A 22638-nucleotide genomic window follows, 5' to 3' on the forward strand; every position below is an offset into this window, starting at 1 on the left:
TTCCCCCGTTGCCCTGTACCGCTGTTCCCCCGGGTCCGGGCAACCCCCGTTCGGTCGGTGCGCCACGCCGTTCCGCCGCCCCGTGCCGGCGGTGCCGGCGCCGCGCCCTCCCGTGGCCTCCACTCTTCCGTCCACGCAGGTCGGACCCCATCCGCGTACCTACTCATCTCCGGCACTAGGTACGGATACTCAGCCGCCCGTGCTCATGCCCACCCGCGGGAGGTCCGGGCTGGTTACGATCGCGTCCGTGTCCGTACTCCCTCTGGTCTTCACGAGCGGCTGGGCCAGCGGGATCAACGCGTACGCGGTGGTCCTGCTGCTCGGCCTGTTCGGCGCGGCCGGGGTCACCGACGAGGTACCCGAGTCGCTGCAGCGCCCCGACGTCCTCATCGCGGCCGGTGTGCTCTTCATGTGCGAGGCGGTGGCGGACAAGATCCCGTACGTCGACTCGGCCTGGGACTCCGTCCACACGGTGATCCGTCCGGTGGCCGGGGCGGTGGTGGCGGCGCTGCTGGCCGGGGAGAGCGGGTCGCTGCCGGAGCTCGCGGCGGGCGCGGTCGGCGGCTCCACGGCGCTGATGAGCCATCTGGTGAAAGCGGGCACCCGGATGGCGATCAACACGTCACCGGAGCCCTTCAGCAATGTCGCCATGAGCACCGCCGAGGATCTCGGCGTCGGCGGGATCGTCACGTTCGCGATGTTCCATCCGCTGCCGGCGGCGATCATCGCGGCGACGCTGCTCGTGCTGGGGCTGGTGATACTGGTTTTCCTCGCCTCGCGGATCCGCCGTTTCCTGCGGCGGTGGGCACAGCGCCGCGAGGAGAGACGCATGGCGTCGGACCTGCCGGGGCCACCGGGCCCCTGACGGTCCACGGGCCGGGCCGGGCCGGGGCCCGTGACTGTCGGTGGCGGCCGATAAGGTCCCTGGCATGGCACGGATTGTGGTGATCGGCGCCGGGATGGGCGCCATGGCGGCCGCTGCCCGGCTGGCCGTGGCGGGCCACCGGGTGACGGTGTTCGAGCGCGCGGAGACGTACGGCGGCTCGGTGGGCCGGTTCGAGCGTGACGGCTTCGTCTTCGACACCGGGCCGGGGCTGCTCCATCTGCCCGCCGTCTGGCGGGACTTGTTCGTCAAGACCGGCAAGGAGCCGCTGGAGAGCCGCGTCGAGCTGGTCCAGGTCGATCCGGCGAGCCGTCATCTCTTCGCGGACGGCACGGATGTGGCGCTGCCGAACGCGTCACGGGCGGGTGTCGTCGCGGCGCTGGACGCGGCGCTCGGGGCGGGTTCGGGTGAGCGCTGGGGCGAGTTCCTGGTGCGCGCGCGGGACGCCTGGGACCGCTCGCGGCGACCGCTGCTGGAGGAGCCGCTGCCCGCCGATCCCTCCCGCTTCGGCCGTGACCCGTATCCGGCGGTGAAGGGCGGACTGCTACGGCGCCCGGCACGCACCCTCGCCGAGGTGGGCCGGCGGGAGCTGCGCGACGCGCGGCTGGCGGCGCTGCTGGAGAGCCACGCCCTGGCCTACGGCTTCGATCCGGCGACCGTGCCCGCCTCCGCCGCCGTCCTGCCGTACATGGAGCAGACCTTCGGCAGCTGGTACGTGCGCGGCGGGATACGGGCTCTGGCGGACGCCGTCCACGAGCGATGCCTCGCGCGCAGGGTCGAGTTCGTCTTCGGCGCCGAGGTGACGGACGTACGGATCAAGGACGGCCGGGCGGTCGGCGTCGAGCTGGCGGACGGCCGGTGCGTCGAGGCGGACCATGTGGTCGCGGGCTCGCCCGTGCCCGCGCTGTACCGGGACCATGTCCTTGGGTGGGACTCCCGGGAGGACTGGCCGCGCTATCAGGAGTCGGTACGGACCGGACGGGTCACCGTCTGTCTGGCGCTGCGCGGCGCCCGTGAGGACGGCGCGGCGCACCGGACGGTGGTGCACTCGACGGACCGGGCGGACGAACTGGCGGCGCTCGGCGCGGGACGGCTGTGCGAGCGGCCGACGGTGGTGGTGCTGCGGCCCGGCGACGAGCGGCTGCTGCCGGACGGCGAGCACGAGGCGGTCACGGTGACCGCGACCGTCCCCGCGGGGGACAGCTCGTCGTCGGAGAACCTGTGGGGCGAGGGGGCGGCCGGGGCCATGGGCGCTGAGGCGTTCGCGGACCGGATGCTGGAGGCCGCGGCGGCCGCCGTTCCGGGGCTGCGGGAGCGGCTGCTGTGGCGCGAGGTGCGCACCCCCGTGGACACCTTCCGGGAGACGGGCGCCCATCAGGTGCCGGGACCCGCGCTGGCGGGAGCGCGCGGGGAGCTGCTTCCCGCGGCCAACTCCTCGCCCGTGCCCGGGCTGTACTTCGCGGGCGGCTGGTCGCATCCGGGCGGCGGGCTCGCGCACAGCGGTATGTCGGGTGCGCTGGTGGCCGGGCTGATCGTGGAGGGGGCCGACTTCCGCGGCTCACAGTGAGCCCCGGGCAGTGGCCAACGCTGCGGTGGTCCGCGCTGCGGTGACCCACGAGGCAGTGACCCGCGTGCCGCTGCGCGGGCCGCCCCCGTGGGTGCCGTTGTCAGTAGCGGTACGTCTGGCCGTTGTAGTCGGTCTCGTAGCCCGACTGGTCGTAGCCGTACGGGGAAGGCTGCTCCGGGGGCATCGGCGGGACCTGCTCGCCGTCGCGCTGCTGCGGCACCCAGACACCGCCCGGCGGGGTCTCGCCGTAGCCCTGCTGGGTGGCGTAGGGGTCGGTGTACTGCTGCTGGCCGCCGTAGCTGTCGTACGAGCCGTAGCCCTGCGTGCCGATGTACGGATCGGAGTAGGCGGCGTACTGCTGCTGTCCGGTGCCGTAGTCGTACGGACCGGTGTAGGCGTCGTGGGCGCCGACCGGCTGTTCGTAGCTGTGGCCCTGGGAGTAGGTGTCGGCGTAGCCCGTCGACCAGGTGCCGTAGCCGCTGTCGTTCTGCCCCTGCCCCTGGCCCTGGCCCTGGTTGGCGTACGCCGCGTCGGTGTAGATGCCGTACTGGCCGGTGTCCTCCGGGAGCGGCTGCGGCTCGTAGACGGCCGACGAGCCGTCGTCCGGGTGCTCCGCCATGCCCTGGCGGGAGGGATCGGCCGGGCCGGAGTCCTCGTACGCGAGGTCGGTCACCTCGAGAGTGGGTTCACGGTCGACGGGGCCGCCGCCGGACCTGCGGCGCCGGCTGGAGCCCGGGCTGCCGCCGATCGCCCAGCCGGTGGAGAAGCCCCGGCGGAAGGAGAGCGTGACATAGGTCTGGCCGACCGCGAAGGCGGCGGCACCGATGCCGATCACGATCACGTTCGGCATCAGCACGCCGACGACCACGCCCAGGAATCCGACGAACGCGACCAGCCGCCAGCGCAGCCTCGCCTTGTACTGCAGCAGCACCTCGCCCAGCAGCCACAGCGCGACAATGCCGAACGCGATGTAGAGCACCGTCCAGCCCATGCCCGCCCCTCTCCTGCGGCCCTCCGCCCGGGGTAGCGGCGGATACGGCCGGTCACGACTGCTGGTGCAGTCCGAGATTCTCGTAGATTTCGAGCGTCGCCGTGGAGTTGTTGAGCGTGATGAAGTGCAATCCGGGGACACCCTCGGAGAGCAGCCCCGCGCAGAACTCCGTTGCGAACTCGATACCGATGGAGCGTACAGCGGCGGGGTCGTCCCCGACGGCGCGGATCCTTTGTTCGAGTGCGGGCGGGAACGACGCGTTGCTGAGCTGCGCGAACCGCTCGATCTGCTTGACGCTGGTGACAGGCATGATCTCGGGGATGATCGGGGTCTCGCAGCCGGCCTGCGCGACCCGGTCACGCAGCCGCAGATAGTCCTCGGGCCGGAAGAACATCTGGGTGATCGCGTAGTCGGCACCGGCACGGCACTTGTCCACGAAGTGCTGGATGTCCGAGTCCCAGTCGTCCGACCGGGGGTGCATCTCGGGGAAGGCCGCGACACCGACGCAGAAGTCGCCCGACTCCTTGATGAGCCTGACCAGGTCCGCCGCGTAGCGCACGCCGTCCGGGTGCTCGACCCACTCGCCCATGGGATCGCCCGGCGGGTCGCCGCGGACCGCCAGGATGTTCCTGATCCCGGCGTCGGCGTACTGGCCGATCATGTTGCGCAGCTCGGCGACGGAATGGTTGACCGCGGTGAGGTGCGCGACCGGCGTGAGCGTGGTGTCGGCGGCGATCTGCTGGGTGGCCTTGACCGTGCCCGCCCGGGTGGAACCTCCGGCTCCGTAGGTCACCGAGACGAAGTTCGGCTGAACCGCCTCCACCCGCCGCAGCGCGTTCCAGAGGTTCCGTTCGCCCTTCTCCGTCTTGGGCGCCCAGAACTCGAACGAGTACGACGTCTTGTCGGTGGCGAGCAGCTCGCGCACGGTACGTGCGCGATCCGTCCGGGTGGAAGCTGTGCCGAGGGCCATACTCGCAGGTTATCCAGGGCCCACCGGTCTCCCAACCGTATTCCACCCATCGGACACCGATCGCTCATGAAACGGCCTACTGGGCGTAGGACCGTATCCGCTTGGTGAGACCGGCCGCGGCCGCGGCCGGGTCGTCGGCCTCCGTGATCGCCCGGACGACGACGACGCGCCGCGCGCCCGCCTCCAGGACCTGGTCGAGGTTGCCCGCGTCGATCCCGCCGATCGCGAACCAGGGCCGGTCCTGGCCGAGCGCGGCCGTGTACCGCACGAGGTCCAGGCCAGGGGCGTGGCGGCCGGGCTTGGTCGGGGTGGGCCAGCACGGGCCGGTGCAGAAGTAGTCGACGCCGGGCTCGGCCGCCGCCGCGTCGACCTCCTCGGTGGCGTGGGTCGAGCGGCCGATCAGCACGTCGGGCCCGAGGATCGCGCGGGCGGCGGGCACGGGCAGATCGCCCTGGCCCAGATGCAGTACGTCGGAGCCGACGGCGTGGGCGACGTCGGCCCGGTCGTTGACCGCAAGCAGCTTGCCGTGGCGGCGGCAGGCGTCCGCGAAGACCGCGAGGTGCTCCAGCTCCTCGCCGGCCTCCATGCCCTTGTCCCGCAGCTGCACGATGTCCACCCCGCAGGACAGGACGGCATCCAGGAACTCCGGGAGGTCGCCCTGGCGCTTGCGCGCGTCCGTGCAGAGGTAGAGCCGGGCGTCGGACAGCGAGGCACGGGAATCGGACATGGGTGATACCCCCCGGTGGGTCGGCGGTGCGCGGACCGGGCCGGCCGGGTGGCCGGGCTCCGGTCCGCGCACCGCGTCGAGCGGTGTTCGGATCGGGCGATGCCGGAAAGCGACGTCAGACGGCGAGCGCCTGAGCCCGGCGCTTCACCTCCGTGCCGCGATTCTCGCCGAGAGCCTCCACGGGGGTTCCCGGCAGGGTCGGGTCGGGGGTGAAGAGCCACTCCAGCATCTCTTCGTCGGTGAAGCCGTCGTCCTTCAGGAGCGTCAGGGTGCCGGAGAGGCCCTTGACGACCTTGTCGCCCTTGATGAAGGCGGCCGGAACCTGGAGCGTCCGGTTCTCACCGCGGCGCACGGCGATCAGCTGGCCCTCCTTGACCAGCTGCCGCACGCGCGTCACCTCGACATCGAGCTTTTCTGCGATGTCCGGCAGGTGGAGCCAGGCGGGGACGAGAGCATCGATCTTTGCGTCAATCTCGGTCACGGGACAAGCCTGCCATCCCGGACTGACAGTCGGTAGCCGGGCCCGCCTGAGCTGCGGCCTTCAGAGGGACAACGACGGCGTGGCGGCCCCTCAGAGCGCCGCCGCCTTCAGCGGGACGGCCGGGTCGGCGGCGCGCCGCTCATCGAGCCGGGCCCCGGACTCGATGAGCCTGCGCCCCTGGGCCAGGTCGCGGGGCCTGCCTACCGCCAGGAGGGCGACGAGGACCCCGTCCCGCAGCCACAGCACCGACCAGGAGGCACCGGCCGGGTCGCCCCGCCGGACGAGCGTTCCGGCGCCGCCGTGGTGTCCCGCGTACTGCACGAAGCGGCCGAACTGCTCGGACCAGAAGTACGGAACCGGGTCGTAGATCTCCCCCGGCTCGGCCGGCCGTCCCGCGTCGGCGCCGATGACGTTGGCCGCGACCGTACGCGGGCCCTGGAGCGCGTTGTCCCAGTGGTGGACGAGCAGCCGCTGCCCGTAGCGGCCGGAGGGGAAGGAGGCGCAGTCCCCGACCGCGTACACATCGGGCAGTGAGGTGCGCAGCCGTTCGTCCGCGGTGATCGAGCCGTCGGCGCCGAGGGCGATTCCCGAGCCGGCGAGCCAGCGGGTGGCGGGTCGTGCGCCGATGCCCACGACGACGGCGCCGGCGGCCAGCCGACGACCGTCCGCGAGGACGACCGTGCCCGGCTCGACGGAGGCGACCCGCGCGTCGGTGAGGAGTTCCGCGCCGCTCTGCGCGTACCAGTCCGTCATCGGGGCGGTGACCTCGGCGGGCAGGGCGCCGGGAAGGGGACGGTCGGCGGCCTCGACGACGGTGACCGCGCATCCGGCCTCGCGGGCGGCGGTGGCGAACTCCGCACCGATCCAGCCGGCGCCGACGACCACGATGTCGTGCTGCCGCTGCAGCACCGGACGCAGCCGTTCCGCGTCGTCCAGGGTGCGCAGCAGATGGACGCCGGGGACGCCTTCGGTGCCGGGCAGGGCCAGCGGTTCCGCGCCGGTGGCGATGACGAGGACGTCGTACGCGACGGGGCCGGCCGGGGTGTCGAGCTCGTGCGCCTGCGGGCGCAGGCCACTGGCCTCGCGGCCGAGCTGCAGGTCCACCGACAGGGCCTCGAAGTCGACGTCGAAGGCGGAGCCCTCCGCCGTGCCGAGCAGGACGGCCTTGGAGAGCGGCGGCCGGTCGTAGGGCTGGTGGGGCTCGGCGCCGATGAGGGTGATGCTGCCGGTGAAGCCCTGTTCACGCAGGGCCACGGCGGTCTGTACGCCGGCCATGCCCGCGCCGACGATGACGACACGGCGGCTCTGCGCCGTCTGCTCGGTCTCACTCACCCGGCCACCCTAACCATCTGACGAATCGTCAGGAAGGCGAACCGCCCCTCGTCCCGGCGCGACCGGGCCCGGGCTCCCCTACTGCCCGTTGGGCCGCGGGGTTAGGCTGGCCACCGTACCGATACTCGCGGGAGCCCGGACGCACCGGGCTGAGAGGGAGGCTGGGGCGGCCTCCGACCGTACGAACCTGATCCGGGTCATGCCGGCGAAGGGAGGGTCTGAAGACGTATGCGTCCAGCGCATTCACCAGGACGATCCGCGGACGTCCTCGTCATCGGGGGCGGAATCATCGGCCTCGTCACGGCCTGGCGGGCGGCTCAGCGCGGGCTGCGGACCGCGCTCGCCGATCCCGCGCCGGGCGGCGGAGCCGCCCAGGTCGCCGCGGGCATGCTCGCGGCCGTGACGGAGCTCCACTACGGCGAGGAGACCCTGCTCGGGCTGAATCTCGCCTCCGCCCGTCGCTATCCGCAGTTCGTCGCCGAGCTGGAGGAGGCGAGCGGCCAGGACACCGGATACCGCTCCTGCGGGACGCTCGCCGTCGCCCTCGACGCCGACGACCGGGCCGGTCTGCGGGAGCTGCACGCCCTGCAGCAGCGCTGCGGGCTGGAGTCGGACTGGCTCACCGGCCGGGAGTGCCGGCGCCTGGAGCCGATGCTGGCACCCGGGGTGCGCGGCGGGCTGCGGGTGGACGGCGACCACCAGATCGATCCGCGACGGCTGGCGAAGGCGCTGGTCGTGGCGTGCGAGCGGGCCGGGGTGACCTTCCACCGCCAGTGGGTGGAGCGGCTGTCCGTGGCACGGGACCGGGCCACCGGAGCCGTGCTCGCCGACGGCAGCGAGGTCGCCACGGACCAGGTGGTGCTGGCCGCGGGCAGTCTCAGCGGCAGGCTGGCCGGCGTACCGCCGCAGGTGCTCCCCCCGGTGCGGCCGGTGAAGGGGCAGGTGCTGCGGCTGACCGTGCCGGGGACCCACGCGCCGTTCCTGTCCCGCACGGTACGGGCCGTGGTGCGCGGCAGCCATGTCTATCTCGTGCCGCGCGAGAACGGCGAGCTGGTCGTGGGCGCGACCAGCGAGGAGCTGGGCTGGGACACGACGGTCACGGCGGGCGGCGTCTACGAGCTGCTGCGCGACGCGCACGAGCTGGTGCCCGGCCTCACCGAACTGCCGCTGACCGAGACCCGGGCCGGGCTGCGCCCGGGATCCCCGGACAACGCCCCGATGCTGGGGCCCTCGGAGCTGCCGGGTCTGCTGCTCGCCACCGGTCACTACCGCAACGGCGTCCTGCTCACCCCGGTGACCGGCGACGTCATCGCGCACGTCCTGGTCACCGGTGGCCTTCCGGAGGAGGCACGCGCCTTCACCCCCCGCCGCTTCTCTTCCGCTCCGTCTCCCGCTCGACAGGAGTTGTCCGCATGACCGCGCCCATGAACACCGTGTCCGTGAACGGGGAACCGCGCGACATCGCGACCGGTACGACGCTCGACGCACTGGTGGCCATGCTCACCGCCGCGCCGTCCGGGGTCGCCGCCGCCGTCAACGAGACCGTCGTCCCGCGCGGCGAATGGTCCGGGACCCTGCTCGGCGAGGGTGATCGCGTCGAGGTCCTCACCGCAGTCCAGGGAGGCTGACCAGTCATGGCCGACGACCGTTTTCTGCTGGGCGGAGTGGAGTTCTCGTCCCGACTGATCATGGGGACGGGCGGGGCGCCGAGCCTCGACGTGCTGGAGCGCTCACTGATCGCCAGCGGTACGGAACTGACGACGGTGGCGATGCGCCGTCTCGACCCGACCGTGCACGGGTCCGTGCTCTCCGTGCTGGACCGCCTCGGCATCCAGGTCCTGCCGAACACCGCGGGCTGCTTCACCGCGGGCGAGGCGGTGCTGACCGCACGGCTCGCCCGCGAGGCCCTCGGGACCGGCTGGATCAAGCTGGAGGTGGTGGCGGACGAGCGGACGCTGCTGCCCGATCCCGTCGAACTGCTGGACGCGGCGGAGGTACTCGTCGACGACGGCTTCACGGTGCTGCCGTACACGAACGACGACCCCGTCCTCGCCCGGAAACTGGAGGACGCCGGCTGCGCGGCGATCATGCCGCTCGGCTCTCCTATCGGTTCCGGGCTCGGCATCCGCAATCCGCACAACTTCCAGCTGATCACCGAGCGGGCCGGGGTCCCCGTGATCCTGGACGCCGGCGCGGGTACGGCGTCGGACGCGGCGCTGGCGATGGAGCTGGGGTGCGCGGCGGTGATGCTGGCGTCGGCCGTCACACGTGCGCAGGAGCCCGTGCTGATGGCCGAGGCCATGCGCCACGCGGTCGAGGCGGGCCGCCTGGCCCACCGCGCGGGCCGCATCCCCCGCCGCCACTTCGCGGAGGCGTCCTCCCCGGTGGAGGGGCGCGCGGCGCTGGACCCGGAGCGACCGGCGTTCTGAGTACCCAGGGGGTCCGAGGGCGGTCCCCAGGGGGTCCGCGGGCGCGCGGGGTCCGGGCGTGGGCCCGCGGCGTCACAGGTGCGCTGCAGTACGGGCACCGCCCCATCCCGAGGGTGGCAGGAGCACCTGGCACGGCTCGTAGACTCAACCGCGTGGATACGACCCTTCAGGACCCCCTCGTCGGGCAGGTGCTCGACGGCCGCTACCGCGTCGACGCGCGCGTCGCCGTCGGCGGGATGGCCACGGTCTACCGGGCCGTGGACACCCGGCTCGACCGGGTGCTCGCCCTCAAGGTGATGCACCCGGATCTCGCGACGGACGCCACGTTCGTCGAGCGCTTCATCCGGGAAGCGAAGTCCGTGGCGCGGCTGTCCCACCCGAATGTGGTGGGGGTGTACGACCAGGGAGCGCAGGGCGCGTACGTCTATCTCGCGATGGAGTACGTACCCGGCTGCACCCTGCGCGACGTGCTGCGCGAGCGCGGTGCGCTCCAGCCACGGGCGGCGCTGGACATCCTGGAACCGGTGCTGGCCGCGCTCGGCGCCGCCCACCGGGCCGGGTTCGTGCACCGGGACATGAAGCCGGAGAACGTCCTCATCGGGGACGACGGCAGGGTGAAGGTCGCCGACTTCGGGCTGGTCAGGGCCGTGGGGTCCGTGACGAACACCACGGGGTCGGTGCTCGGCACCGTCTCGTACCTCGCGCCGGAGCAGATCGAGTCGGGCACCGCCGACACCCGCGCGGACGTCTACGCCTGCGGTGTCGTGCTCTACGAGATGCTGACCGGCGGCAAGCCGCACTCGGGCGACACCCCCGCCGCGGTCCTCTACCAGCACCTCAACGAGGACGTGCCGGCCCCGTCCGCCGCCGTCCCCGGGCTCGCCCCGGAGCTGGACGGGCTCGTCGCGAGCGCCACGGCCCGCGATCCCCGGGCACGTCCCTACGACGCCGTCGCGCTGCTCGCGGGGACCCGTGAGGCGCGTGCCGCGCTCGGCGACGACCAGCTCGACGCCGTACCGCCGCAGGCGCGGACCGCGGCCCCCGGCGGAGCCGCCCGCGCCGAGGACCGTACGAGCGTGATCGCGCGGCCGCTGCCCACCGAGGGGGAAGCGGTCCACCGGACCAGCCGGCTGGAGATGCCGCCGCCCGGTCCCGCGCAGCCCGGCCGGAGCCGCCGTCGCCCGGTCCCGCGGCGGGGGATGCTGGCCGCCGTCGTCGCGGTGCTGCTGGTTCTCGGTGTGGGCGCCGGGGTCTGGTACATCAACTCGGGGCAGTTCACGCGTGTCCCCACCGTCCTCGGCCAGAGCGAAGCCGCGGCCAGGCAGCGGCTCACCGCCGCCGGCCTGGACGTGGAGCGGACGGAGAAGGGCTTCAGCGACGTCTACCGGCGGGGCACCGTCATGGACGTCGAGCCCGACCCCGGCCGGCGCATCCGCGACAACGGCTCGGTCACGCTCGTGATCTCCCGCGGCCCCGAGATCGTCAAGGTCCCGAAGGTGGAGGGCCTGCCCCTCGCCGAGGCGCGGAACGCGCTGCGCAAGGTCGGGCTCGCCCCGGGTGTGATCACCAGGGAGTTCAGTGAGGAGGCCGCGCAGGGCGTGGTCATCAGCTCGGACCCGGCCGCCGGCACCGACCGCCGCCCGGACTCCGCGGTGGGGCTCGTCGTCAGCAAGGGCGCCCCGGTCGACGTCCCGGACGTCACCGGCGAGTCACTCGAGGACGCCACGAGCACCCTCGAGGACGCCGGGCTGAAGGTCAGGGTGGCCGCCGAGCGGGTCCACTCCCCCAACGACGCCGGCACCGTCGCCACCCAGTCCCCCGTCGAGGGCCGGCAGGCCGCCACGGGCGACACCATCACCCTCACCGTCTCCAAGGGCCCCCGGATGATCGAGGTCCCGGACGTCACCGGCGACAAGGTGGACGACGCACGGAGCGAGCTGGAGCAGGCCGGCTTCGAGGTCAAGGTCGAGCGCGCCTTCCCGTTCCTCGGCGACACCGTCGAGAGCCAGTCCGTCGAGGGCGGCGGCAAGGCTCCCGAGGGCAGCACGATCACCATCAAGACCAAGGGGATCTAGATCCGATGCACAGCCCTGTCGGCGCCCATGTCCCCGTGGCCGGCGGCCTGGCCAGGACGGGTCTGACGTACGCCCGCGAGATCGTCGCCGAGAGCGTCCAGGTCTTCGTCGCCAATCCGCGCGGCTGGGCGACGCCACCGGGGAACCCGGCGCAGGACGAGCGGTTCCGTGAGGAGTGCGCGGCCGAGGGCATACCCGCGTACGTCCACGCGCCGTATCTGATCAACTTCGGTTCGCACAGCGCCGTCACCGCCGAGCGGTCCGTGGAGTCGCTGCGTCATTCACTGCGCCGTGGGCGGGAGATCGGCGCGCTGGGTGTGGTCGTGCACACCGGGTCGGCGACCGGGGGCCGAACGCGCGAGACGGCCCTCGCGCAGGTGCGGGAGCTGATGCTGCCGCTGCTGGACGAGCTCACGCATGACGACGACCCCTTCCTGCTGCTGGAGCCGACCGCCGGTCAGGGCTTCTCGCTCTGCTCCTTGGTCGAGGACCTCGGCCCGTACTTCGAGGCGCTGGACGCCCATCCCCGGCTGGGCATCTGTCTGGACACCTGCCACGCCTTCGCCGCCGGCCACGATCTGGCCGCGCCGGGCGGTGCCGGACGGGCGCTGGATCTGCTCGTGAGCACGGTCGGCGAGGGGCGGCTGAAGCTGATCCACGCGAATGACTCCAAGGATGTCGTGGGAGCCCGCAAGGACCGCCACGAGAACATCGGCGCCGGTCACATCGGTGAGGACGCGTTTCGTGAGGTGATGCGCCATCCCGCGGCGGACGGTGTGCCGCTGATCATCGAGACCCCTGGCGGACGGCACGGGAAGGAGACGTACGCAGCCGATGTGGCGCTGCTGAAGAAGCTCCGCGACGGCTGAGGATTCCTTGAGGAATACCCTGGGGGGGTATACGGTTCCCGCTGTCGGAAGGAACCGCTACCCGGCTGTGGGGGTTGTCTCATGCAGCACGACGCACACGCTCATCACCGCACCGAACGGTCCGGCGCCCACGCGGGCCACGAGGGACACGGGGCCACGGCCGACTGGCCGACGGCCGCCAGGGCCACCCTCCACTGCCTCACCGGCTGCGCCATCGGCGAGGTCCTCGGCATGGTCATCGGCACCGCCCTGGGCTGGGACACCGTCCCGACGATGGTTCTCGCGATCGTCCTCGCGTTCTTCTTCGGCTACTCGCTGACCCTCTGGGCCGTCGTACGCGCCGGGCTGAGCCTCAAGGCCGCGATCGGCGTCGCCCTCGCCGCCGACACCCTCTCCATCGCCGTGATGGAGCTCGTCGACAACGGCGTACTGCTGCTGGTGCCGGGCGCGATGGACGCCCATCTGTCGGACGGGCTGTTCTGGGGCGCGCTCGCCTTCGCCTTCCTCGTCGCGTTCCTGGTCACGACTCCGGTCAACAAGTGGATGATCGGCCGCGGCAAGGGCCACGCGGTGGTGCACCAATACCACTAGACAGGACCGGCTCCGAGAACCTGGACCCGGTCAGGACTCGGCCCCGGTCAGAACTCGGGCCCGTCGCCCGGCTGCTCCTGGTACGAGTAGCGCTGCTCGCGCCAGGGGTCGCCGAGGTTGTGATAGCCCCGCTCCTCCCAGAAGCCGCGGCGGTCGGCGGTCATGTACTCGATGCCCCGCACCCACTTCGGGCCCTTCCAGGCGTACAGGTGCGGTACGACCAGGCGCAGCGGGAAGCCGTGCTCGGCGGTGAGCAGCTCACCGTCCTTGTGGGTGGCGAAGATCGTGCGCTCGGAGAGGAAGTCGGAGAGGCGCAGATTGGCGCTGAAACCGTATTCGGCCCAGACCATGACGTGGGTGGCGGCCGGGGCCGGCGGGGCCAGGTCGAGGATCGTCCGGGCGGGCACCCCGCCCCATTCGGCCCCGAGCATGCTGAATTTCGTCACGCAGTGGAGATCGGCGACGACCGTCGAGAACGGCAGGGCCGAGAACTCCTCGTGGTTCCAGCAGTGCTTGTCGCCGTCCGCGGTGGCGCCGAAGACCCGGAATTCCCAGCGCTCCGGCTTGAACTTGGGGACGGGGCCGTAATGGGTGACCGGCCAGCCGCGCTGCAGTCGCTGCCCCGGAGGAAGCTCGGACTGTTCTGACGCCCGGTGTTCCCGGCTCTCCGGCTGACCCATGCCCTCAATGGTGACAGACCAGGAGGGGTGGTCATGACCAGGTCTGAGCCGATTCGGGCAACTCCTACTAAGGAGGCACTTACTGGACGGCTCAACGATCACGGTGCGAGGATGCGGCCATCCTGCCCGAGTCACACGCGCGGAAGGAGCCTCTGCGATGCAGGGCGACCCCGAGGTCATCGAGTTCCTCAATGAGCAGCTGACTGCCGAGTTGACCGCGATCAACCAGTACTTCCTGCACGCGAAGATGCAGGAGAACTTCGGCTGGACGAAGCTCGCCAAGTACACCCGGGCCGAGTCGTTCGACGAGATGAAGCACGCCGAGGTGCTGACCGACAGGATCCTGTTCCTGGAGGGCCTGCCGAACTACCAGCGGCTGTTCCATGTGCGGGTCGGCCAGACGGTCACCGAGATGTTCCAGGCGGACCGGCAGGTCGAGGTCGAGGCCATCGACCGGCTGCGGCGCGGCATCGAGATCATGCGGAACAAGGGCGACATCACGTCCGCGAACATCTTCGAGTCGATCCTGGCCGACGAGGAGCACCACATCGACTATCTCGACACCCAGCTCGAACTGGTCGAGAAGCTCGGCGAGGCGCTCTACATCGCGCAGCTGATCGAGCAGCCGGAGAGCTGACCGCGCGCCGGGAGACGCAGGACCGCTAGGCCGCTTCGCGCAGCCGACCCGGAGAGACGGTCTCCAGAGCGTCCGGGGTCACGTCCTCGGCCAGTACGGCGGCGCCGTTGCCCTGCTCGAGCAGTTCGCGGCGCGGGCAGGCACCACGGCCGAGGAGGCCCTGGATACGGCGCACGCACGAACCGCAATCGGTGCCGGCCTTGGAGACCGAAGCAATCTGGCGGGGCGTGCAGGCACCCGCCTCCGCGTGCTCCTTGACCTGCTTCTCCGTGATGCCGAAGCACGAGCAGACGTACACGCGGTTCACCTCCCGGCGGGATCGTTCATGGGTGCCGTCCCGACTTCTCGGTGAGGCTAACCTAACCTTACCCGCCGACCGCGGGTCATAAAAGCCCGGGATATGACTGTGGGGCGCGGATCACATGGATCCGCGCCCCACAGTCATGAGTCGTCGCTGAGCGCTGCGATCACTGGTCGCGGTACATCTCCGCCACCAGGAACGCCAGGTCGAGCGACTGGCTGCGGTTGAGGCGGGGGTCGCACGCCGTCTCGTACCGCTGGTGCAGATCGTCGACGAAGATCTCGTCGCCGCCGCCCACGCACTCGGTGACGTCGTCACCGGTGAGCTCCACGTGGATGCCGCCCGGGTGGGTGCCCAGCGCCTTGTGGACCTCGAAGAAGCCCTTGACCTCGTCGAGCACGTCGTCGAAGCGGCGCGTCTTGTGGCCGGAGGCCGCCTCGAAGGTGTTGCCGTGCATCGGGTCGGTCACCCAGGCCACCGTGGCACCGGAGGCCGTGACCTTCTCGACCAGCTCCGGGAGCCGGTCCCTGACCTTGTCGGCGCCCATGCGGACGACGAAGGTCAGCCGGCCGGGCTCGCGCTCCGGGTCCAGCCTGTCGATGTACTGCAGCGCCTCGTCGACCGTCGTCGACGGGCCGAGCTTCACGCCGATGGGGTTGCGGATCCTCGACGCGAACTCGATGTGCGCGCCGTCCAGCTGGCGGGTGCGCTCACCGATCCAGACCATGTGGCCCGAGACGTCGTACAGATTCCCGGTGCGGGAGTCGACGCGGGTCAGCGCCGACTCGTAGTCCAGCAGCAGGGCCTCGTGCGAGGCGTAGAACTCGACGGTGCGGAACTCGGCCGGGTCGGTGCCGCAGGCCTTCATGAAGTTCAGCGCGTTGTCGATCTCGCGCGCGAGCTGCTCGTAGCGCTGCCCGGACGGGGAGGACTTCACGAAGTCCTGGTTCCAGGCGTGCACCTGGCGCAGGTCGGCGTAGCCGCCGGTGGTGAAGGCGCGCACCAGGTTCAGCGTCGACGCCGAGGCGTGGTACATCCGCTTCAGCCGCTCGGGGTCCGGGACGCGGGCCTCTTCGGTGAAGTCGAAGCCGTTGACGGAGTCGCCCCGGTAGGTCGGGAGCGTCACGCCGTCACGGGTCTCCGTCGGCTTGGAGCGCGGCTTGGAGTACTGACCGGCGATCCGGCCGACCTTCACGACCGGCACGGACGCGGCGTACGTGAGCACCGCACCCATCTGGAGCAGGGTCTTGAGCTTGTTACGGATGTGGTCGGCGGACACCGCGTCGAACGCCTCGGCGCAGTCGCCGCCCTGGAGCAGGAACGCCTCGCCCTTGGCGACGGCTCCCAACCGGGCGCGCAGCTGGTCGCACTCGCCCGCGAAGACGAGCGGCGGATACGACTCGAGGTCCGCGATCACATCGCGCAGAGCCTCGGCATCGGGGTACTCGGGCTGCTGCGCCGCGGGCAGGTTTCGCCAGGTGTTGCCACCGGTTGCGGTGGACTTAGCGTTCACGGTCACCCTCACCACATTACGGGGTGAACAGCGCTGTCCATGTCGCGGCCCAGAGAGTGAGACGGCTCGTACGGCCTGACCCCTGTTCCTGGGGTAGGGTTCCGGGCATGTTCGCGCAGACGACCCAGAACTGGTGGTGGACCGCTCATCCGGCGGCCCACTGACCGATCGCGCGCAACAGGAATCGCGAAGGCCGCCCGAGGGGCGGCCTTTCTCGTGTCTCCGCGGGCCGTTCCTCTCCACTTCACCTGGAAGGAACCCACGCATGCACCCACGGACGCACATCATCGGCAGACTGCTGGACGACCCCGCCGCGCCGCCGTTCGCCCTGCTGCGCAGGCGCACCCCGGGCCGCGACCACGACACCGTCGAAGTGCTGACCGGCCGGATCGAAGAGGCCGAACGGCTCGCCGACATCCCGGTCGGCGATCTCCCCTCGCTCGCGCTGGTGCCGTTCCGGCAGATCAGGGAACGCGGCTTCGACGTACGCGACGACGGCACCCCACTGTCCGTCCTGGTCGCCGAGGAGTGCTTCGAGATCCCGCTGGAGGAGGCGCTCGACCGGCTCCCGGCGCATGAGGTGCGCGTCGAGGGAGGGGGCTTCGACGTCGGCGACGAGGAGTACGCGGAGACCGTCCGGCGGGTCGTCGAGGACGAGATCGGGCGCGGGGAGGGTGCGAACTTCGTCATCCGGCGGACGTTCACCGGCGAGATCCCGGGCTTCGGCCGGGCCGACGCCCTCGCCCTGTTCCGGCGGCTGCTCACCGCGGAGCGCGGCGCGTACTGGACGTTCGTCGTGCACACCGGCGGTGGGAAGGGGCCCGCAGCGGCGGGGGAGACGGGTGGGCGCGTACTGGTCGGCGCGAGCCCGGAGGTGCACGTCCGGATGTCCGGCGGCACGATCGTCATGAACCCGATCAGCGGCACGTACCGCTATCCGGCGTCCGGACCGACGGCTTCCGGCCTGCTGGACTTCCTCGCCGACCGCAAGGAGACCGACGAGCTCTCCATGGTCGTCGACGAGGAACTCAAGATGATGTGCACGGTCGGCGACATGGGCGGCGTCGTCATCGGGCCCCGGCTGAAGGAGATGGCCCATCTCGCGCACACCGAGTACGAGCTGCGCGGGCGCTCCTCGCTCGACGTCCGCGAGGTGCTGCGCGAGACGATGTTCGCGGCGACGGTCACCGGATCGCCGGTGCAGAACGCGTGCCGGGTCATCGAGCGGTACGAGGACGGGGGGCGCGGGTACTACGCGGGCGCGCTGGCGTTGCTGGGGCGGGACGCGGGCGGCGCGCAGACCCTGGACTCGCCGATCCTGATCCGTACCGCCGACATCTCGGCCACGGGTGAGGTGCGCGTCCCGGTCGGCGCCACGCTGGTCCGCCACTCGGACCCGCTGTCCGAGGTGGCCGAGACGCACACCAAGGCGGCGGGGGTGCTGGCCGCGCTGGGGGTGCGTCCGGGGCAGGACCGGGAGGAGTCGGCGCGGCCACGGCTGGCGGACGACCCCCGGGTGCGGGAGGCGCTGGACGCCCGGCGGGCGGACCTGGCTCCGTTCTGGCTGCGGATGCAGTCCCTGCCGGAGCGGGTCACCGGCCACGCCCTCGTGGTGGACGGCGAGGACACGTTCACCGCGATGCTGGCCCATCTGCTGCGGGGGGCGGGGCTGGCGGTGACCGTACGCCGCTACGACGAGCCGGGGGTGCGGGAGGCCGCGCTGGCCCATGAGGGGCCGGTGGTCCTGGGTCCGGGGCCCGGCGATCCGTCGGACGCGGCCGATCCCAAGATGCGGGTGCTGCGGTCGCTGACCGCGGAGCTGGTGCGGGGGCACCGGGGCGGGCTGCTGGGGGTGTGCCTCGGCCACGAGCTGATCGCGTCGGAACTGGGTCTGCGCATCGCCCGCAAGGACGCGCCGTTCCAGGGCGCGCAGGTGGGCATCGATCTGTTCGGCCGTGAGGAGACGGTCGGCTTCTACAACAGCTTCACGGCGGTCTGCGACGAGTCGACGGCGGCCGCCTTGTCGGCGCGGGGCGTGGAGCTGAGCCGCGACCTCCCGACCGGCGAGGTCCACGCTCTTCGGGGCGCCGGCTTCGCGGGCATCCAGTTCCACCCGGAGTCGGTCCTGACGCTGCGCGGCCCGGAGATCGTGCGGGGCCTGCTGGAGGGGCTGGTCCGCGAGCGGCTCGCGTAGCGGGGTACGGGGTACGAGTACGGGCTTCCTGGGCCCCCGGCGCCGGGGGACGCGTACACACGGCATCGCCCACCGACGGGCACCCGGCGCCGGGGGTTGTGCCCACCCGTTCCGCCCCGCGGAACGCATGCCCACAACGGTCGGGGAGTGCGAGAAGCGAGACCGTGGCCGGGCGCGGCGCGAAGCGCACGCGGTCCACACGGGCAGGGCCCGTCAGAGCCCGGGGCCGGCGCGGTGCGAGGCGCACGCGTTCGCATGGGCGAGGACCTGCGGGCCGCTCGAGGTGCGGCCCGCAGGGGTGGGGGCTCGGGGGCAGGAGTCAGCCGAAGAAGACGCCGACCTCCTTGTAGAGCGACGGGTCCACCGTCTTCAGCTTCGCCGTCGCCTCGGCGATCGGGACACGGACGATGTCCGTGCCGCGGAGGGCGACCATCTTGCCGTAGTCGTGGTCGCGGATCGCGTCGATCGCGTGGAGGCCGAAGCGGGTCGCCAGCCAGCGGTCGAAGGCGCTGGGCGTGCCGCCGCGCTGGACGTGGCCGAGGACCGTCGTCCTGGCCTCCTTGCCGGTGCGCTTCTCGATCTCCTTGGCCAGCCACTCGCCGACCCCCGACAGCCGGACGTGCCCGAACGAGTCGAGCGTCCCGTCCTTGAGGACCATCTCGCCGTCCTTGGGCATCGCGCCCTCCGCGACCACCACGATCGGCGCGTACGAGGCGCGGAAGCGCGACGTGACCCACGCGCAGACCTGGTCGACGTCGAACCGCTGCTCCGGGATGAGGATGACGTTGGCCCCGCCCGCCAGCCCCGAGTGCAGCGCGATCCATCCCGCGTGACGGCCCATCACCTCGACGACCAGGACCCGCATATGGGACTCCGCCGTGGTGTGCAGCCGGTCGATGGCCTCCGTCGCGATGCCCACGGCCGTGTCGAAGCCGAAGGTGTAGTCCGTGGCGGACAGATCGTTGTCGATGGTCTTCGGCACGCCCACGCAGTTGACGCCGTACTCGTCGGAGAGCCGGGCGGCGACGCCGAGGGTGTCCTCGCCGCCGATCGCGATCAGCGCCTCTACCTCCTGCTTGGCGAGGTTCTCCTTGATCCGGCGGATCCCGTTCTCCACCTTGAGGGGGTTGGTGCGGGAGGAGCCGAGGATGGTGCCTCCGCGCGGCAGGATGCCGCGCACGGCGGGGATGTCCAGCCGGACCGCGTCGCCCTCCAGCGGCCCGCGCCAGCCGTCCCGGTAGCCGGTGAACTCGAATCCGTACTCCTGCACGCCCTTGCGGACGATGCCGCGGATGACCGCGTTGAGGCCGGGGCAGTCGCCGCCCCCGGTCAGTACTCCGACGCGCATGGAAGGTCCCTTCGCCGTCGCTGGTGACATATGGGAGCCACGCTAGTAGTGACCCAGGTCACTACGGGACGGTACGAAAGGTGAATTCCCGGCACGGGGACGGCAGTTGACGTCCAGCCGTTCACTCGATCGAGTGTCAGGCGTCGTCGAGGCCGCGCTCTATCGCGTACCGCACGAGCTCCACGCGGTTGTGCAGCTGCAGCTTCCCCAGCGTGTTCTGCACATGGTTCTGCACCGTGCGGTGCGAGATGACCAGACGCTCGGCGATCTGCTTGTACGAGAGGCCCTTGGCGACCAGCCGCAGCACCTCCGTCTCCCGCTCGGTGAGCTGCGGCGCCTTCGGCTCGTCGGGCCCCGCGGCCGCCACGGGCTCGGTGGCCAGCCGCCGGTACTCCCCGAGGACCAGTCCGGCCAGGCCGGGGGTGAAGACCGGGTCGCCGGCGGCGGTGCGCCGCACGGCATCCACCAGTTCCTCGGTGCTGGCCGACTTCAGCAGATAGCCCGTCGCCCCGGACTTGACCGCCTCCAGGACGTCGGCGTGCTCACCGCTCGCGGACAGCACCAGGACCCGCAGGGCCGGGTTCGCCCCCACCAGCTCCTTGCAGACCTGGACGCCCGGCATCCCGGGCAGGTTCAGATCGAGGACGAGCACATCGGGCCCGACGGCACCGGCCCTGCGCACCGCCTGCGGCCCGTCGCCCGCCGTGGCCACCACGTCGTAGCCGGACTCGGCCAGATCGCGTGCGACGGCGTCCCGCCACATCGGGTGGTCGTCGACCACCATCACCCTGATCGGCTGCTCGCTCATCTATCCGTCCGCCTTCCCCCGAGTCCCCCGCGGGACCTTCAACTCGACTTCCGTACCCTGCCCCGGCACCGAGATCAGCTCCGCCGTGCCGCCTATGTCCCGCAGCCGGCCGCGGATCGAGAGCGCGACACCGAGCCGCCCCTCCCCCTCCGCCTGGGCGAGCCGCCCGTCCGGGATGCCCGGCCCGTCGTCCCGGACCGTGACGATCACCTCGTCCGGCCAGTCCTCGACCAGGATCCAGGCCCGTGCGTCGTCGCCGACGTGCCTGCGGACATTGTCCAGGGCGGCACCGACAGCGGCCGCGAGCTCCTTCGCCGAGTGCGGCGGCAGCAGCACCGGGGCGCCGGGCTCGGACAGGGTCACCCGGCATCCGGCGTGCGGCGCAAGGAGCGTGCGCAGGTCGCACGGGACCGCGGCGGCCGGTCCGTCCGGGCCCTCCGGTTCCTCCACGACCCGGACGACCGCGCCCTGCGTCTCGTCCTCCGACACCCGCGACGCGGGCAGCAGACCGCCGGCGACCAGGGTGCGCAGGGCGATCTCCTGCTCGCCCGCCATCCGGCCGAGTTCCGCCGCCTCACCGCCGAGCGCGGTGCCGCGCCGCTGCACCATGGCCAGTACCTGGAGCACGCTGTCGTGGATGTCGCGGGCCAGCCGCTCCCGCTCCCGGGTGGCCGCCTCGATCTCCAGGGCGCGGGCCAGCGTGCGCTCGGACGCACGGGCGACCTCGACGACGTAGCCGATCGCGATGGAGGCGACCCACACCAGCAGGACGTTGTGGAAGGTGTCCCGGCTGGGCTCACCGCGCTCGATGATGTTGGCGACGGCGACCAGGGAGGACGCGAAGCCCGCCCAGCGCCAGCCGCCCTTGATCGCGAACGCGAGGACCGATCCCGCCGTCCAGATCGAAGGCAGCGTCGGACCGTCCATCTGCTGCGCCTGCTCGTCGGCGAGCGGGGTGAGCAGGATTCCGGTGAGGGCGATGGTGAGGTCGGCGACGAGGAAACGCCGGGTGCACGCGGTGGCGTTCGCCACCCTGGGGAGGGTGGCGAACGTCCAGAGGACCATCACGGCGAGGAAGCCCACGGCCACCCAGGGGCGCTCGTACTTGTCCCGCGCGAAGAGGAAGAGGGCGACGGCGTAGCCCATCGTCAGCACGCGGTACGCCGTCAGCGCGCGCCACAGCGGCAGCTCCACCGACATGCGGACGACCCGCTCGCGCTTGGCCATGCCCCCGATCCCCCCAACCAGTCCCGGACACCCGTGGACCGACGACGCTAGTGTGCGCCGTCCCGTTCCGTCGTGCCCGTGTCCGTCGTGCCCGCGTCCTTCGAGTCCTTGGCGTCCTTCGCGTCCTTCGAGTCCTTCGCGTCCTGCGCGTCCTGCGCGGCCGCGGCCTCCTTGACGGCCTTGGCGGCCTTCTCCGCTTCCTTCGCGGCCTTCTCCGCGTCCGCGATCTGCCGCTTGGCCGCCGTGGCGTAGACGTCCACGTACTCCTGGCCGGAAAGCTTCATGATCTCGTACATGACCTCGTCGGTCACCGAGCGCAGGATGAAGCGGTCGTGCTCCATGCCGTGATAGCGGCTGAAGTCGAGCGGCTTGCCGATCCGGATCCCCGGGCGCATCAGCTTGGGGATGACCTTGCCGGGCGGCTGGATCTTCTCGGTGTCGATCATCGCGACCGGGATGACGGGCGCACCGGTGGCGAGCGCCACGCGTGCGAGGCCGCCCGGCTTGCCGCGGTAGAGCCGGCCGTCCGGCGAGCGGGTGCCCTCCGGGTAGATGCCGAACAGCTCACCGCGCTCGATGACCTCGATGCCGCTCTTGATGGCGGCCTCGCCCGCGCCGCGCGCGCCGGAACGGTCCACCGGCAACTGGCCGACGCCCTTGAAGAAGGCCGCCGTGAGCTTGCCCTTGATTCCCGGGGAGGTGAAGTACTCGGCCTTGGCGATGAAGGTGACCTTGCGGTCCAGGACCGCGGGGAGGAAGAAGGAGTCCGAGAAGGACAGGTGGTTGCTCGCGAGGATCGCCGGCCCCTCGGCGGGAATGTTCTCGAGGCCCTCCACCCACGGCCTGAAGGCGAGCTTCAGTGACCCTCCGATGGAGAACTTCATTGCGCCGTAGATCAACTCGAGTGCCTTCCTGGTATCCGTCGAAAAGACCTTAACCCGTGCGACGTCTGCCCTCTCCTCCCCGGGCCCGTGCTGGGTGGCCGTCGGCCCTGGTCGGTGTCAGTCCGGTCGCG

Annotated in this window: 23 protein-coding genes and 1 riboswitch; of the genes, 11 read left to right on the top strand and 12 right to left on the bottom strand. The window is 71.7% G+C overall.

The genetic code is table 11. The annotated features are described in order from the left end of the window. Nucleotides 1–247: 247 nt before the first annotated feature. Nucleotides 248–865 carry a DUF4126 domain-containing protein gene (locus OG766_RS09050; protein WP_266374831.1) on the top strand — a complete coding sequence of 206 codons (618 nt, stop codon included), beginning with the start codon at nucleotides 248–250 and terminating at the stop codon, nucleotides 863–865. A 64-nt stretch (nucleotides 866–929) separates the two neighbouring features. Then, nucleotides 930–2450, top strand: coding sequence for a phytoene desaturase family protein (locus tag OG766_RS09055; RefSeq protein WP_266374830.1), 1521 nt, complete (start codon nucleotides 930–932; stop codon nucleotides 2448–2450). Between the two features lie 100 nt (nucleotides 2451–2550). Here OG766_RS09055 and OG766_RS09060 read toward each other — a convergent pair whose 3' ends face one another. From OG766_RS09060 to OG766_RS09080, 5 genes are all read right to left on the bottom strand, one after another. Beyond that, complete coding sequence (locus tag OG766_RS09060) at nucleotides 2551–3441, bottom strand: hypothetical protein (RefSeq protein WP_266374829.1); 891 nt, start codon at nucleotides 3439–3441, stop codon at nucleotides 2551–2553. A 52-nt stretch (nucleotides 3442–3493) separates the two neighbouring features. Further along, nucleotides 3494–4411 (bottom strand): methylenetetrahydrofolate reductase [NAD(P)H], encoded by a 918-nt coding sequence (gene metF / locus OG766_RS09065; protein WP_266374828.1) that lies wholly within the window; start codon nucleotides 4409–4411, stop codon nucleotides 3494–3496. 76 nt (nucleotides 4412–4487) lie between these two features. Beyond that, nucleotides 4488–5138: a thiamine phosphate synthase gene (thiE, locus tag OG766_RS09070; RefSeq protein ID WP_266374827.1), complete on the bottom strand. Its 651-nt coding sequence runs from the start codon at nucleotides 5136–5138 to the stop codon at nucleotides 4488–4490. A 115-nt stretch (nucleotides 5139–5253) separates the two neighbouring features. Beyond that, on the bottom strand, nucleotides 5254–5619 hold the full coding sequence (locus OG766_RS09075) for an Rv2175c family DNA-binding protein (RefSeq protein ID WP_266374825.1): 366 nt from the start codon (nucleotides 5617–5619) through the stop codon (nucleotides 5254–5256). Nucleotides 5620–5709: 90 nt separating this feature from the next. Beyond that, entirely contained in the window at nucleotides 5710–6951 is a 1242-nt protein-coding gene (locus tag OG766_RS09080; RefSeq protein WP_266374823.1) for an NAD(P)/FAD-dependent oxidoreductase, read from the bottom strand. Nucleotides 6952–7068: 117 nt separating this feature from the next. Next, nucleotides 7069–7182, top strand: a riboswitch (TPP riboswitch). Between OG766_RS09080 and thiO the strand changes: the two genes are divergently transcribed. The 6 genes from thiO to OG766_RS09110 all read left to right on the top strand — a co-directional run bounded on the left by thiO (nucleotide 7180) and on the right by OG766_RS09110 (nucleotide 12915). Continuing rightward, nucleotides 7180–8367, top strand: a complete 1188-nt coding sequence (thiO, locus tag OG766_RS09085) for a glycine oxidase ThiO (protein WP_266374821.1) — start codon at nucleotides 7180–7182, stop codon at nucleotides 8365–8367. Its footprint overlaps the riboswitch before it by 3 nt. Further along, on the top strand, nucleotides 8364–8579 hold the full coding sequence (thiS, locus tag OG766_RS09090) for a sulfur carrier protein ThiS (protein WP_266374819.1): 216 nt from the start codon (nucleotides 8364–8366) through the stop codon (nucleotides 8577–8579). Before thiO ends, thiS begins: the two co-directional genes overlap by 4 nt. A 6-nt stretch (nucleotides 8580–8585) precedes the next feature. After that, nucleotides 8586–9380: a thiazole synthase gene (locus OG766_RS09095; protein WP_266374818.1), complete on the top strand. Its 795-nt coding sequence runs from the start codon at nucleotides 8586–8588 to the stop codon at nucleotides 9378–9380. Between the two features lie 152 nt (nucleotides 9381–9532). Continuing rightward, on the top strand, nucleotides 9533–11455 hold the full coding sequence (gene pknB / locus OG766_RS09100; protein ID WP_328724987.1) for a Stk1 family PASTA domain-containing Ser/Thr kinase: 1923 nt from the start codon (nucleotides 9533–9535) through the stop codon (nucleotides 11453–11455). A 5-nt stretch (nucleotides 11456–11460) separates the two neighbouring features. Beyond that, nucleotides 11461–12324, top strand: coding sequence for a deoxyribonuclease IV (locus OG766_RS09105; RefSeq protein WP_266374816.1), 864 nt, complete (start codon nucleotides 11461–11463; stop codon nucleotides 12322–12324). Between the two features lie 81 nt (nucleotides 12325–12405). Then, on the top strand, nucleotides 12406–12915 hold the full coding sequence (locus OG766_RS09110; RefSeq protein WP_328724988.1) for a DUF4396 domain-containing protein: 510 nt from the start codon (nucleotides 12406–12408) through the stop codon (nucleotides 12913–12915). 47 nt (nucleotides 12916–12962) lie between these two features. Here OG766_RS09110 and OG766_RS09115 read toward each other — a convergent pair whose 3' ends face one another. Then, nucleotides 12963–13595, bottom strand: a complete 633-nt coding sequence (locus OG766_RS09115) for a sulfite oxidase-like oxidoreductase (protein ID WP_266374814.1) — start codon at nucleotides 13593–13595, stop codon at nucleotides 12963–12965. Between the two features lie 157 nt (nucleotides 13596–13752). On the opposite strand from OG766_RS09115, the gene bfr reads away from it, so the two are divergent. Continuing rightward, the gene (bfr, locus tag OG766_RS09120) at nucleotides 13753–14232 is read left to right on the top strand and encodes a bacterioferritin (RefSeq protein WP_266374813.1); all 480 of its coding nucleotides are present in this window, start codon (nucleotides 13753–13755) and stop codon (nucleotides 14230–14232) included. Between the two features lie 25 nt (nucleotides 14233–14257). On the opposite strand, the gene OG766_RS09125 is transcribed toward bfr, so the two are convergent. Together OG766_RS09125 and OG766_RS09130 are read right to left on the bottom strand one after the other, a co-directional pair. Continuing rightward, on the bottom strand, nucleotides 14258–14530 hold the full coding sequence (locus tag OG766_RS09125) for a (2Fe-2S)-binding protein (protein ID WP_266374812.1): 273 nt from the start codon (nucleotides 14528–14530) through the stop codon (nucleotides 14258–14260). 169 nt (nucleotides 14531–14699) lie between these two features. Beyond that, complete coding sequence (locus OG766_RS09130; protein ID WP_266378110.1) at nucleotides 14700–16046, bottom strand: class II 3-deoxy-7-phosphoheptulonate synthase; 1347 nt, start codon at nucleotides 16044–16046, stop codon at nucleotides 14700–14702. A 107-nt stretch (nucleotides 16047–16153) separates the two neighbouring features. Here OG766_RS09130 and OG766_RS36725 point away from each other — a divergent pair, with 107 nt between their 5' ends. After that, a complete protein-coding gene (locus tag OG766_RS36725) occupies nucleotides 16154–16210 on the top strand; it encodes a trp operon leader peptide (RefSeq protein WP_078513512.1) in 57 nt (18 codons plus the stop codon). A gap of 101 nt (nucleotides 16211–16311) precedes the next feature. Beyond that, nucleotides 16312–18240: an anthranilate synthase family protein gene (locus OG766_RS09135; RefSeq protein WP_328724990.1), complete on the top strand. Its 1929-nt coding sequence runs from the start codon at nucleotides 16312–16314 to the stop codon at nucleotides 18238–18240. A gap of 319 nt (nucleotides 18241–18559) precedes the next feature. Here OG766_RS09135 and OG766_RS09140 read toward each other — a convergent pair whose 3' ends face one another. The 4 genes from OG766_RS09140 to OG766_RS09155 all read right to left on the bottom strand — a co-directional run bounded on the left by OG766_RS09140 (nucleotide 18560) and on the right by OG766_RS09155 (nucleotide 22507). Next, entirely contained in the window at nucleotides 18560–19588 is a 1029-nt protein-coding gene (locus OG766_RS09140) for a 6-phosphofructokinase (RefSeq protein ID WP_266374808.1), read from the bottom strand. A gap of 136 nt (nucleotides 19589–19724) precedes the next feature. Beyond that, nucleotides 19725–20396, bottom strand: coding sequence for a response regulator (locus tag OG766_RS09145; RefSeq protein ID WP_266374806.1), 672 nt, complete (start codon nucleotides 20394–20396; stop codon nucleotides 19725–19727). Continuing rightward, nucleotides 20397–21623, bottom strand: coding sequence for a MacS family sensor histidine kinase (gene macS / locus OG766_RS09150; RefSeq protein ID WP_266374804.1), 1227 nt, complete (start codon nucleotides 21621–21623; stop codon nucleotides 20397–20399). It abuts the gene before it with no gap. Between the two features lie 47 nt (nucleotides 21624–21670). Next, nucleotides 21671–22507 carry a lysophospholipid acyltransferase family protein gene (locus tag OG766_RS09155; protein ID WP_328724993.1) on the bottom strand — a complete coding sequence of 279 codons (837 nt, stop codon included), beginning with the start codon at nucleotides 22505–22507 and terminating at the stop codon, nucleotides 21671–21673. Nucleotides 22508–22638 lie beyond the last annotated feature (131 nt).

The sequence above is a fragment of the Streptomyces sp. NBC_00259 genome (genome assembly GCF_036181745.1).
In the GTDB taxonomy this organism is placed as follows: Bacteria; Actinomycetota; Actinomycetes; order Streptomycetales; family Streptomycetaceae; genus Streptomyces; species Streptomyces pratisoli.